The sequence below is a fragment of the Thioclava sp. DLFJ5-1 genome (assembly GCF_002020115.1).
Lineage (GTDB): Bacteria > Pseudomonadota > Alphaproteobacteria > Rhodobacterales > Rhodobacteraceae > Thioclava > Thioclava sediminum.
In genome coordinates, this window is record NZ_MPZU01000005.1 from 98,994 (window position 1) to 111,521 (window position 12,528).

Sequence of the window (12,528 nt, forward strand, 5' to 3'; positions counted from 1 at the left end):
CGCGGGTCGAGGTCGCCCGGACGTGGCGGGGATAAAGCGCCAACCTCAGAGGGCGACGCCCACCCGGCGGTCTGGCCCCGCCCTCCCCTACACACAAAAGAAAACGCCCGGTCTCTCCGACCGGGCGCTCCAAACTCTCTCGAGGACAGCCTTAGCTGCGCAGCGTGCCGCCGGTGGCCTTGCTCACCTTCTCGACGATCTTCTTGCTCACCGCCTCGATCTCGGCATCGGTGAGCGTCTTGTCGGCGGGCTGCATCCGCACCGTCAGCGCGATCGATTTCTTGCCCGCGCCCATCTGCTCCTCGGCCTTGGCGCCGGTGAACTGGTCGAAGACATTGACGCTCTCGATCAGCTTCTTGTCGGCGCCCATCGCCGCGTTCACCGCCGTCAGCGCCTCGACATTCGCATCCACGACGAAGGCGAAATCGCGCTCGACCGCCTGCAGGTCGGAGATCTGCAGCGCGGGCCGCGTTGCGCCCTTCTTCTTCGGGAAGGGGATGTTTGCCAGACGGATCGTGAAGGCGACCGCCGGGCCCTTCACGCCCAGTTCGCGCAGCACCTTGGGATGCACTTCGCCAAAGGTCGCCAGCAGGTTCGGACCAAGCGCCACATTGCCCGCCCGGCCCGGATGCCACCACGCATCGAGCTTGCGGTTGATCTGCGCACGCGCCGGCGCGCCGACAGCGGCCAGCACGGCCTCGGCATCGGCTTTCGCATCATAGAGGTCCACCGGACGGCGCGACCCAAAAGGATCGCGCGGCGCGGAGTGACCGACCAGAAGCCCGGTCGCCTGCAGAACCTGCTCGCCCGGCTCGCCGCCGTTGAACGCTGGGCCCACTTCGAACAGCGCAAGATCGTTCAGGCCGCGCGCCTGATTGCGGGCAGCCGCCTGCAGCAGACCCGGCAGAAGATCGGGACGCATATGCGTCATCTCCGAGCTGATCGGGTTCTCCAGCTTGGTCGCATCCGCGCCACCGCCGAAAAGCTTGGCGGACGCCTCGTCGATGAAGCTGTAAGTCACGCATTCATTGTAGCCCAAAGCGGCCGTGGTGCGCCGTGCCATCCGCTCGCGCTGCTGCATCGGCGTGAGGATCGCGTCCGGCACGCCGGTCGTCTCGCGCCCCATCGGCTTGCCCTCAAGTTTCGTCAGCGAGGCGATGCGCGCCACTTCCTCGACCAGATCGGCCGCGCCCAGCACGTCGGGGCGCCAGGTCGGGGGCGTCGCCATGTCGCCGTCGAGCGTGAAGCCCAGAGCCTCCAGCGTCTCGCGCTGCGTGGCCTCGGGAATATCCATGCCGACGAGCGAGATCACCCGCGCCGGGTCCAGCTTGTAAGCGCGGCGGACATCCGGCACCGCGCCGTCCATCACCAGCTCCGACACTTCGCCACCGCACAGATCGACGACCATCTTCGCCGCCAGATCGAGTCCCGGCAGCGTGAAAGCCGGATCGACACCGCGCTCGAACCGATACCGCGCGTCCGAGTTGATCTTCAGCGCACGACCTGTCGCCGCAATGGTGATCGGGTCCCAATAGGCGCTCTCGAGGAACACATCGACCGTGTCCTCATCCGCGCCGGACTCCTCGCCGCCCATGATCCCGGCAAGGCTCTCGACGCCCTTGTCGTCGCAGATCACCATGTCGCCTGCGCGCACGGTATAGGTCTTCTCGTCGAGCGCGAGGAATTCCTCACCGCCCTCGGCGGGCTTGATCACCAGATTGCCCGCCACCTTCTTCATGTCGAAGACATGGAGCGGCCGGTTCAGGTCATAGGTGAAGTAGTTCGTAATATCGACGAGCCTCGAAATCGGGCGCAGACCGATCGCCTTGAGCCGCTTTTGCAGCCATTCCGGGCTCGGCCCGTTCTTCACACCGCGGATCACGCGACCAGCAAACAGCGGGCAGCCCTTGTCCTTCAGCGCCGGGTCGATCGTCACCGATATCGGAGCCTCGAACGCAGCCTCGACCTTCGGCACCTCAAGCGGCTTCAGCTTGCCCAGCCCCCGAGCCGCCAAATCGCGCGCAATCCCGCGCACGCCAAGCGCGTCCGGCCTATTCGGCGTAATTGCGATCTCGATCACCGGATCGACCGCCTCGGGACGGTTCTCGGCCAGCCAGTCGGTGAACTTCTGCCCAACCTCGCCCGACGGCAATTCGATGATCCCGTTATGCTCGTCCGACAGCTCCAGCTCGCGCTCGGAGGCCATCATCCCGTGGCTTTCCACCCCGCGGATATTGCCCACCGACAGCGTCACGTCGATGCCGGGCACGTAATCGCCGGGCTTGGCCAGCACGACCGTGATCCCGGCCCGCGCATTGGGCGCACCGCAGACGATCTGCGTCACACCCTCATCCGTCTCGACCATGCAGACCCGCAGACGATCGGCGTCGGGGTGCTGCTCGGCGGATTGCACACGCGCGAGCGTAAACGTCTCCAGCTTCGCCGCCGGATCGACGACCTCCTCGACTTCCAGACCCAGATCGGTGAGCGCCTCGGCGATCTGATCGACGGTGGCCTCGGTCTCGAGATGATCCTTGAGCCAGGACAGGGTGAATTTCATCGGACTTCCCTCAGGATTGCTTGCGCTGCGCGAGGTCCTTGTAATCCCCCATCTCAAGGAGTTTCAACTCCCGCCAAAGCCGGATCGAGGGTTTTGCGGCGAAAAGGAGCGACCCGATCAGGAACAACCACGTGCCGGGGATCATCAGACTCTCGTAGAAGAAGAAGATCGAGCCGATCACGAAACAGAAGGCCGCGCCGAAGTCGACAACCGTATAGGCGATCTCGGTGAGAGCGACGAAGCGGCGCTGCTCGGGGCTTTGTTCATGCTTCGGGGTGTCGAAGAGACGTTTCTTCTGGGCCATCGGGTTCTCCTTGATAATCCTTTACCAAGCGAAACCGTTCGCAAACGAGTTCCATCTCGGGGGTAAAACCTCCGTTACGCTCGAAATAGGCCTGATGACCCTGCCGCCAGCCTTCCAGCGTCTCGTCCTCCCCCTCGGCCAGCGCGAAATCCTCATCGACATCGCAAAACCGCCGGATCGTGACCTCGACGGTCTCGATCATCACCGCCGGCTTGCCATCCCAGTCGAGCGCAATATCGCGCCGCCCCACCACCGGCATATCCTCGCCCCCTTCGGTAAAATAGGTTAGCGCGCCACAGGTGGCGGTCTTCTTGCCTTCGCGGATCAGGGCGAGGAGTTCGTCGCAGAGCTCGCGGCTATCGCCGAAGGTGAAGGTTATGGGGGTGGGCATTGGAATCTAATCTTCTTCCGTATCCGTTGTCTTTGTATCAGTAGGAATCCCAAGCCGCTCCAGTCTTCTTTTCAAAGTCGAGACTTCCACTTCCTCGATAGGAATTTGGAATAGAAAGGAAAACAAAATAGACCCAATTATAACAAGCAGGATGAACCCGAGAAAGTAAATCGTACCGTAACGAATAAAAAAACCGCTTTCGACTCGATTTATACTGCCCAAAACACGCTTCCGGACGACACCATCATCATCGACAACACGATTAACGAGAGAATACCCCCCTCCAGAAATAAAAATAAAAATACTCTCCCCGGCACCAAGCGACGGAATATTTATTGAGTAAAGCCCGCCCTCCAACGTCTTAGCAGAATAGATGATTGCGGGTGAGATCGAGACCGCCAACGGAGAAGCATCAAGGATAACTGACAAATTTTTTGCAGACGCAGAACCATCATTCCTTAAAGCTATAATACTTTGCTCCCGCGCAGTGTACTGCCCCGCCGGAAAATCCGCTTTACCTATCCGCTTTTCAAAGGGGAGCTCGTCAATTTCGACACCCCAAGAATACTTCGAATCGAGAGAAAAGTTTGCAACAGAAAACCAACTCACATCTGGCTTATCGGAAAGCTTACCCTGAAGATACCAGAGAAAAAGGCCGCTCAGCAGCGTAACGATGACACCAATAACGATGCCACGAATACTCTCGCTTAATCCATTCACCGGCTAAGCCCACCAGCCACCGTCGGCAGATCCAGCGCGCTGAACCCATAGTGCTTCAGCCAGCGCAGGTCGCTCTCGAAGAACGCGCGCAGGTCGGGGATGCCGTATTTCAGCATCGCGAGGCGGTCGATCCCGATGCCGAAGGCGAAGCCCTGCCATTCGTTCGGGTCGATCCCGGCGGATTGCAGCACTTTCGGATGCACCATCCCCGAACCGAGGATCTCCATCCAGTCATCGCCCTCGCCGATCTTGAGCGAACCGCCCTCCCACGAGCACCGGATATCGACCTCGGCGGACGGCTCCGTGAACGGGAAATGCGAGGCGCGGAAGCGCAGCTCGACGCCGTCAACCTCGAAGAAGGCCTTGCAGAACTCCTCCAGCACCCATTTCAGGTTCGCCATCGAAATGTCTTTGCCGATCGCCAGACCTTCGACCTGATGGAACATCGGCGTGTGGGTCTGGTCCATATCCATGCGGTAGACGCGGCCCGGCGCGATCACCCGGATCGGCGCGCCCTGCTCCAGCATCGCGCGGATCTGCACCGGCGAGGTATGGGTGCGCAGCACATGCGGCGGACGATTGTCGCCCTCGTCGCGATGCATGAAGAACGTGTCATGCTCCTGCCGCGCGGGGTGTTCGGGCGCGATGTTGAGCGCGTCGAAATTGTGCCAGTCGTCTTCGATCTGCGGGCCTTCGGCCACGGCAAAGCCCATATCGGCGAAGATCGCGGTGACTTCGTCCATCACTTGGCTTACCGGGTGGATCGTGCCCTGCCGCCGCGGCCGACCCGGCAGCGTCACGTCGAGCCATTCCTCGCGCAGCCGCGCATCGAGCGCCGCATCCGCCAGCGCCGCCTTCTTCGCGCGCAGCGCCGCGTCGATCTCGTCCTTCAGCACGTTGAGCGCCTTGCCCGTGGTCTGACGCTCCTCCGGGGTCATCTTGCCCAACTCACGCATCTTCAGGCTGATCTCGCCCTTCTTGCCCAAGGCGGCCAGACGGATCTCTTCCAGCGCGGCCTCGTCGGTCACATCGGCCACGGCGCTCAGGTATTTATCGCGAAGCTCTTGCATATCATTCCCCGGGAATTTGCTTGGCCCACGGGTTAGCCGCGCCGGCGCGCCTTTGCAACCTCGCGCTTGCAGGCAAAGGGCGGATGGGGGCGCTGCCCCCTCTGGCTTCGCCATTCACCCCCGGGATATTTCCATCAAGAGGAAGGTTAGCGGTTCATTAACCGGAATCGCGTTCACTCGGAAACGCGGTACAGGCGGGGACGCCGATGACAGCTCAAGGGGAAGCGCCCGGCCAGCTGCCCGACGATGGGCCCGAGCCGGGCGTTTTTTCTTCCTCTTGGTGGAAATATCCCGGGGGGCTCGTGAAACGAGCGGGGGCAGAGCCCCCTCCCCGGCAGGCCACCCATCCGAAACGAAAAAGGCCGCCCCAGATGGAGCGGCCCTTCCCGAATTCTATCGTCAGCCGATTACGCGGCGGCGGCGGCTTTCGCCTGCTCGACGATCGCGCCGAAGGCTTCGGGCTCGTGCACGGCGAGATCGGCGAGAACCTTGCGGTCCACTTCGATGCCAGCCTGGTTGAGGCCGAAGATGAACTTCGAGTAGCTCAGATCCGCATCGACGGCGCGCACGGCGGCGTTGATACGCTGGATCCAGAGCGCGCGGAAATTACGCTTACGGGCTTTACGGTCGCGGGTCGCGTATTGGTTCGCCTTGTCGACCGCCTGGGTCGCAGTGCGGAAGTTGCGCGAGCGCGAGGAATAATACCCTTTCGCCTTCTTGAGCACTTTCTTGTGCGCGGCGTGGGTGACCTTACCGGATTTGACGCGTGCCATTGTTCAAGTCTCCCGAGTTCAGCGGTTGTAGGGCATGTATTTCTTGACGATCTTCGTATCCGCCTCGCAGAGCACCATGGTGCCCGAGGTTTCGCGGATGAATTTCGTCGAGCGTTTGATCATGCCGTGACGCTTGCCGGCCGGACCGACCTTGACCTTGCCGGTCGCGGTGAACTTGAACCGCTTCTTGGCAGCGGATTTCGTCTTCATCTTGGGCATTTACAGCTCCTTTGCAGGGTGTGGAAGCGCGACTCGGCATGCCACTTAGGCCGGCCGCGCGGGTTCAGAGTGGGCCTGTTAGACGCCGCAGGTCCGTTTGGCAAGGGAAAAATCCGGAACTGCCCCACCCCCGGATGGCGACGCTAGTAATTGACCAAGCGGGCCAATACACGCGCCACCGCGTCTGGCACCGTCTTGAGCGTGTAGCCCCCCGGCCGGGCGTAGAAAGCCAGCAGGATCAGCGCCCCCGCCACCAGGATCCCGATCGTCGCCGCCCGCGGCGGGCGGCTGTCGGAGAAAGCGGAGATCGCAGCCGGGATCGCGATGATCGCGATCGCCAGCCCGATCGTCAGCAGGAGATCGGCATCTACCGAAGAAAGATCCATCGCCTGCGCCCTTGTCACCAACCCTCTCGGGAAAGGTTACTCAGGGTCAGTGCGGTAAATCAATCGCTCATCACAGGGCGCGACGCGCAGAATGTTCGTGGTGCCCTGCACGTTGAACGGCACGCCCGCGGTGACGACGATCTGTTGCGTCTCGTCGGCAAAGCCGAAATCGCGCGCCGCGCGGGCGGCGTTGACGACGGCCTGCTTGAACCGCTCCAGCTCGCCGCACGGCACCGCATGCACGCCCCAGGTCAGCGAGACCCGGCGCAGCGTCGCCTCGATCGGCGACAGCGCGATGATCGGCACGCGCGGACGCTCCCGCGCGATGAGCGCGATCGTCTTGCCCGATTGCGTATAGGCGCAGATCGCCGCGATGTCGGTGGTCTCGGCGATCTCGCGCGCGGCGGCCACGATCCCGTCGGCGACGGTCTGACGGGCCGCATGGCGCGAGGCCTCGATCACTTCACGGTAGGTCGGGTCCTTCTCGACCGAGATCGCGACGTTGTTCATCGTCTCGACCGCTTCGACCGGGTAGTTGCCAGCCGCGGATTCCGCGCTCAGCATGACCGCATCGGCGCCCTCGTAGATTGCGGTCGCGACGTCGGAGACCTCCGCGCGGGTCGGCATCGGGCTCTCGATCATCGATTCCAGCATCTGCGTCGCCACGATCACGGGCTTCGCCCAGGTGCGGCATTTGCGGATCAGCTGCTTCTGGATCGGCGGCACGGCCTGGACGGGAAGCTCCACGCCCAGATCGCCGCGGGCGACCATGATCCCGTCCGAAGCCTGAAGAATCTCGTCAAAGCTGCGCACCGCCGAGGGCTTTTCGATCTTCGACAGGATCGCCGCGCGGCCCTTGGCCAGATCGCGCGCCTCTTCCACGTCCTCGGGACGCTGCACGAAGCTCAGCGCGAGCCAGTCGACGCCCATCTCGCAGGCGAATTCCAGATCCTTGCGGTCCTTCTCCGACAGTGCGGCCAGCGGCAGTACCACGTCGGGGACGTTCACGCCCTTGCGGTCCGAGATCGTGCCACCCACGGTGACGGTGCAATTCGCGAAATCGTCGCCGCAGTCGTCGACCACCAGACGGATCTTGCCGTCATTGACCAGCAGTTCCGACCCCGGCTCGAGCGCCTGGAAAATCTCGGGATGCGGCAGGCACACGCGATGCGTAGCGCCGGGCGTCTCGTCGAGATCGAAGCGGAACTTGTCGCCGTCTTCCAGTTCCGCCCCATGCGCGGCGAAGGTGCCGACGCGCAGTTTCGGGCCCTGAAGATCCGCGAGGATCGCGATCGGGCGACCGAATTCGGCTTCGAGTTGGCGAATGATGGCGTGCCGAGCGCGATGCTCTTCGTGGCTGCCATGGCTCATGTTCAGGCGGAACACGTCCGCACCTGCGACGAACAGAGCTTTGATGCTGTCATAGTCCGAGGAAGAAGGGCCCAGCGTAGCCACGATCTTCACGTTGCGAAGGCGTCTCATGCGTCCTCGTTTTCCGTTCAAATTGATGTCATTTCGTGGGCCAAGTAAGCGTATGGCGCAATTTGTCGCGGGCCGCAACTGGCGTGGCACAATCTTTCCCGTTATCTGAGCCATATCGAGCAAGCGTGAAGAGACTATGAACGAAAAACAGCCCCTTTCGATCACTGGAGAGGCACGGCCCGGACGCTGGCTGGTCACCTGCGATCATGCGCGCAACACCTTGCCCGACTGGGTAGGCGGTGGCGATCTCGGCATCGACGCCGAAGATATGGCGCGCCACATCGCCTATGACGTGGGCGCGCTGGGGCTGTCCGAGGCACTGGCGGAGCGGCTCGACTCGCCGATGATCGCGAGCGACTTCTCTCGACTGGTGATCGACCCGAACCGGGGCGAGGACGACCCGACGCTGGTGATGAAGCTTTACGACGGCACGATCATCCCCGCGAACCGCCATGCCGACGCGGCAGAGGTCGAGCGGCGGCTGGACCGGCTCTATCGCCCCTATCATGCGGAATATGCCCGGCTCGCGGCGCGGCGCGACGATACGGTGATCTGCGCGGTTCACTCCTTTACACCGCGCCTGCGCGGGCGACCGCCCCGGCCGTGGGATGTCGGCATCCTGCATGCCCCGGCCGATCCGCGCCTCGCCTATGAGATGATCGCGGCGCTCGAGGCCGAGGGCGATCTCTGCGTGGGCGACAACCAACCCTATCTGGGCCATCTGGAAGGCGACTCGATCGACCGCCACGCGCTGGCGGATGGCCGCCCGAATGTGCTGCTCGAGCTGCGCAACGATCTGATCGCGACGCCCGAGCAGCAAGCGGCATGGGCCGACCGCCTCGCACCCATTCTGACGCGGGTGCTGGAGCAGAGTGGCCTCTGATTGGCGACAGTAACCGCGTAGTGCGAGGGATTGTTTCCAAACGACGTTACTCCTGCCACATTTTGATCACATCCTATTGACGCTTTCGTGAGCGTTGCGGATATTTTCCCTGATTTCAGGGGGATATCACCGATGCTCGCGACTCTTCTTCTCGCCTTCCTGCCGATGGCGCTCCTTGTCGGGGCCAGCCTCGACGGTGGCGGTGACCATAAAGATGACCATGACGACGAAGAAGCGGCTCGTCCTGATGAAGAGGGCACCGGTGCAGGCGAGGAGATCGACATCTCCGAGCCCGATCAGCTGACAGAAGGCACGTCGGGCGACGACACCATTCGCGGCACCGATGGGACCGACACCGTTATGGGGCTCGCGGGCGACGACGACATCTATCTCGGCGATGGCAATGACGGCGGCGACCTCTCCCCCGAGGACGAGCTGGCGATGGATCAGGCGACGAGCCTCGGCGAATTCCTCGACCTTTATGAGGCCTCAGGCGTCTTCGGCGCGGTCGGCGGCTCGGGCGACGACTATATAGACGCGGGCGCGGGCAACGACTCGATCACCGGCAGCCAGGGCGATGACACGCTGCGCGGCAATCTCGGTGCGGATTACCTCATGGATGCCGAAGGGTCGAACGCCCTCTATGGCGGCTACGGCGATGACGAGCTCTATGCCGTCGACTTGGACGGCGCGCCCGACCTTCTCGATGGCGGCGCGAATAACGATTACCTCCACGGCGATGACGGCGACACGATGACCGGCGGCACCGGGTCGGACTGGTTCGGGGTCGATTGGAACGAGGGCGATGCGCCGGTGACAGTGACCGATTTCGGACAGCTCGGCCCAAACCCGGACCCGAACGCGTCCGGCGAATTTCTCGGCATCGAGGTGGATGACCTCTCGCACCTGTCGGACTTCACCGTCTCGCAAAGCGGCAGCGACTCCATCGTGTCGATCAATGGCCAGCAGGTCGCGACGCTCAAGGATGTCGAATATGCCGCGCTCAAGGCGGCGGGCGGCGCGATCTATGCCACCGACGGACTCAACTACGGTCAACCAGTCTACGCTTGACCCGTTCTCGAATCGTGCCGAGAGGCCGCCGATCTCGCGACCTCCTTCCGTTTCGGTAAAGCCCCAAAAACGCGACCATATCCGATCGCGATACTAATCCTCGTCATTCTCTCTGATGGTTAACGACCCCTGAACAATGGGCCGGTTTCGGCCTCACAAAGCTTTTGCGCAGCCGACAAAATGTCGCGACGATCAAGGCAAGATCAGGAGAAACCATGCTCGCCTTGTTCATCGCCACCACCATCGCGTTATGCCTTCTCGGCTGGGCCGAGGGCTTGCCGCGCCAGCGCCAGGTTCGCGCCGCCGCCGACACCGGATCGGAGGCCGCCACGATGACCGCTGCGCCCGCGCAGGTCGCGGCGCCGAACGAGGAGCACGCCGCTCCCGACGAGGATACGAACGACCTCGATGCCGCCGTGATGATGCGCATCGAAGCGCTGCTGGCGCATCCGAACCAACAGGCCGAGACCCGCGCAAAACACACCCCGGCACCTGCGCCCGCCGCAGGCCCCGAGCCGCTCCCGCGGATCAACGGGTTCGAACCGGGCGACGCCATCGCCCTCGATTTCACCGGCTCTGCGCCGCGTCGCGACGACATCACCTTCCGCACCTGCGCCGAAGGCACGCTCGTCGTGATCGAAGGTCAGGCCGAACTGGTCATCACTGGCATCGCGCCCGAGCAAATAGCGCCAGATGCCTTCCAATTCCGCGCTCATGCGGCGGCCTGAGAGACACCGCCCGCATGACAGGAAAAGACCCCGGTTGGGCTGGCCGGGGTCTTTTCTTTTTTAAATTCCGGATGTTGCGCCTCGGCGCGGATCAGATCGCGGCCTTGCGGCTCTCGTCGAGATAGATCTCGCGCAGACGCATAGCCACCGGGCCAACCGCGCCCTCGCCCACCGCCTCGCCGTCGATCTCCACCACCGGCATCACGAAAGCCGAGGCCGACGTGAAGAAAGCTTCATCCGCACCCTGAGCCTCTTCGATGGTGAAGGGACGCTCCTCGATCTCCATCTGGCTCTCGGCGGCATATTTCAGCAGCGAGGCGCGGGTGATCCCGTGCAGAATGTCGTGGCTCAGATGCCGCGTGATGATCTTGTTGCCCTTCACGATATAGACGTTGTTCGACGAGCCTTCGGTCACGAAGCCATCTTCCACGAACCACGCATCGTTCTTGCCCGCCTTCTCGGCCGCCATCTTGGCCATCGACGGATAGAGCAGCTGCACGGTCTTGATGTCGCGGCGATGCCAACGCAGGTCGGGCAGCGAGATCACCTTGATGCCCTGTTTCGCCTTCGGATCGTCGGCGAGGTTCGGCTTCGACTGGGTATACAGCACCACGGTCGGGGGCGTGCCCTCCGGCGGGTAGTGGAAATCGCGATCGCCCGCATTCCCGCGCGAGACCTGAAGGTAGATCATCCCTTCGTCGAGATCGTTACGCTTGACCAGTTCGCGGTGGATCTCGATCCATTCGTCTCGGGTCAGATCGCAGGTCATCTCCAGCTCCGCCAGCGAGCGACCGAGCCGGTTCATGTGACCTTCGAATTCGAGGATCTTGCCGCCCAGAACGGAAGTCACCTCATAGACCGCATCGCCCATCACGAAACCACGGTCGAAGACGGAGACCTTGGCCTCTTCCTCGGGAATATACTCTCCGTTGAGATAGACGATCCGGCTCATATTCTTGCTCCTTGAAAACTCAGCCCCAGAGCTCCGGCTCCGGCGGCTCCACCACGCTGCCCTTGTAACGCAGCGGCACATCGCGGTCTTCGGCCAGAAGCAGCGGGCCGTCAAGATCGACGTAATCGGCCCCCTGCGCGACCAGCATCGCCGGCGCCATCGCAAGGCTCGATCCCACCATGCAGCCGACCATCACACCGAACCCCTCGGCGCGCGCCAGATCGCGCAGCCGCAGGGCTTCGGTCAGCCCGCCGGTCTTGTCCAGCTTGATGTTGATGACGTCGTATTTGCCGCGCAGATCGGTAAGCCCGTCGCGCGTATGGCAGCTCTCATCGGCGCAGATCGGCACCAGCCGCTGGATATCCGACAGGGCCTCGTCCCCCGCCGCAGGCAAAGGCTGCTCGACCAGCGCGACACCCAGCTTCTTCAGCTCGGCCTGAATGTCGAGGAAAGTCTCGATCTCCCAGCCCTCATTCGCATCGACGATGATCTTCGACTCCGGCGCGCCCTCGCGTACCGCGCGCAGACGCGGCATGTCCTCGGGCGTGCCGAGCTTGATCTTCAGAAGCGGCCGATGCGCATGCTCGGCGGCCGCCGCGCGCATCTTCTCCGGCTCGTCGAGCGACAGCGTATAGGCCGTGGTCTGGCTCACGGGCTTGTCCAACCCGGCCAGCTCCCAGACCGGAACGCCCTTCTTCTTGGCTTCCCAATCCCACAAAGCGCAATCGACCGCGTTGCGCGCAGCCCCGGCGGGCAGCGCCTCTTGCAGCTCGGCGCGGGAAATCCCTTGCGGAAGGCTTTCGATCTGCGCGGTGACGCTGTCGAGGCTTTCGCCGTACCGCGCATAGGGCACGCATTCGCCCCGCCCCGTCACGCCGTCGCGCTCCAGCGTCACGCTCAGCACATGCGCTTCGGTGCGCGAGCCGCGCGCGATGGTAAAGACCTGCGCCAGCTTGAACGTATCATGACTCACCCGGATCATCCGCGCC

14 protein-coding genes are annotated in these 12,528 nt (G+C 63.1%); 3 read left to right on the plus strand and 11 right to left on the minus strand.

The window, feature by feature from the left end:
• Nucleotides 1-151: 151 nt before the first annotated feature.
• The 9 genes from pheT to pyk form a co-directional block, all read right to left on the minus strand.
• Nucleotides 152-2,560 carry a phenylalanine--tRNA ligase subunit beta gene (gene pheT / locus BMI86_RS15375; RefSeq protein ID WP_078542181.1) on the minus strand — a complete coding sequence of 803 codons (2,409 nt, stop codon included), beginning with the start codon at nt 2,558-2,560 and terminating at the stop codon, nt 152-154.
• Nucleotides 2,561-2,570: 10 nt separating this feature from the next.
• On the minus strand, nt 2,571-2,864 hold the full coding sequence (locus BMI86_RS15380; protein ID WP_078522554.1) for a YrhK family protein: 294 nt from the start codon (nt 2,862-2,864) through the stop codon (nt 2,571-2,573).
• The gene (locus tag BMI86_RS15385; RefSeq protein ID WP_078542182.1) at nt 2,824-3,255 is read right to left on the minus strand and encodes an ASCH domain-containing protein; all 432 of its coding nucleotides are present in this window, start codon (nt 3,253-3,255) and stop codon (nt 2,824-2,826) included. Before BMI86_RS15385 ends, BMI86_RS15380 begins: the two co-directional genes overlap by 41 nt.
• A 6-nt stretch (nt 3,256-3,261) precedes the next feature.
• A complete protein-coding gene (locus tag BMI86_RS21035; protein ID WP_143594826.1) occupies nt 3,262-3,975 on the minus strand; it encodes a hypothetical protein in 714 nt (237 codons plus the stop codon).
• A complete protein-coding gene (gene pheS, locus BMI86_RS15390) occupies nt 3,972-5,045 on the minus strand; it encodes a phenylalanine--tRNA ligase subunit alpha (protein ID WP_078542183.1) in 1,074 nt (357 codons plus the stop codon). Before pheS ends, BMI86_RS21035 begins: the two co-directional genes overlap by 4 nt.
• Nucleotides 5,046-5,452: 407 nt before the next feature.
• A complete protein-coding gene (gene rplT / locus BMI86_RS15395) occupies nt 5,453-5,818 on the minus strand; it encodes a 50S ribosomal protein L20 (RefSeq protein ID WP_078522551.1) in 366 nt (121 codons plus the stop codon).
• An 18-nt stretch (nt 5,819-5,836) separates the two neighbouring features.
• On the minus strand, nt 5,837-6,037 hold the full coding sequence (gene rpmI / locus BMI86_RS15400) for a 50S ribosomal protein L35 (RefSeq protein WP_078542184.1): 201 nt from the start codon (nt 6,035-6,037) through the stop codon (nt 5,837-5,839).
• 143 nt (nt 6,038-6,180) lie between these two features.
• Nucleotides 6,181-6,423 carry a hypothetical protein gene (locus tag BMI86_RS15405; RefSeq protein ID WP_078542185.1) on the minus strand — a complete coding sequence of 81 codons (243 nt, stop codon included), beginning with the start codon at nt 6,421-6,423 and terminating at the stop codon, nt 6,181-6,183.
• A gap of 36 nt (nt 6,424-6,459) precedes the next feature.
• On the minus strand, nt 6,460-7,905 hold the full coding sequence (gene pyk, locus BMI86_RS15410; protein ID WP_078542186.1) for a pyruvate kinase: 1,446 nt from the start codon (nt 7,903-7,905) through the stop codon (nt 6,460-6,462).
• Nucleotides 7,906-8,041: 136 nt separating this feature from the next.
• Between pyk and BMI86_RS15415 the strand changes: the two genes are divergently transcribed.
• The 3 genes from BMI86_RS15415 to BMI86_RS15425 all read left to right on the plus strand — a co-directional run bounded on the left by BMI86_RS15415 (nt 8,042) and on the right by BMI86_RS15425 (nt 10,587).
• Nucleotides 8,042-8,788, plus strand: coding sequence for an N-formylglutamate amidohydrolase (locus BMI86_RS15415; protein WP_078542187.1), 747 nt, complete (start codon nt 8,042-8,044; stop codon nt 8,786-8,788).
• 132 nt (nt 8,789-8,920) lie between these two features.
• Nucleotides 8,921-9,859, plus strand: coding sequence for a calcium-binding protein (locus BMI86_RS15420; RefSeq protein WP_078542188.1), 939 nt, complete (start codon nt 8,921-8,923; stop codon nt 9,857-9,859).
• Between the two features lie 215 nt (nt 9,860-10,074).
• Entirely contained in the window at nt 10,075-10,587 is a 513-nt protein-coding gene (locus BMI86_RS15425) for a hypothetical protein (protein ID WP_078542189.1), read from the plus strand.
• A 91-nt stretch (nt 10,588-10,678) separates the two neighbouring features.
• Here BMI86_RS15425 and BMI86_RS15430 read toward each other — a convergent pair whose 3' ends face one another.
• Nucleotides 10,679-11,539, minus strand: a complete 861-nt coding sequence (locus BMI86_RS15430; protein ID WP_078522545.1) for a D-amino-acid transaminase — start codon at nt 11,537-11,539, stop codon at nt 10,679-10,681.
• A 19-nt stretch (nt 11,540-11,558) separates the two neighbouring features.
• Nucleotides 11,559-12,521, minus strand: coding sequence for an N-acetyl-D-Glu racemase DgcA (dgcA, locus tag BMI86_RS15435; RefSeq protein WP_078522544.1), 963 nt, complete (start codon nt 12,519-12,521; stop codon nt 11,559-11,561).
• Nucleotides 12,522-12,528 lie beyond the last annotated feature (7 nt).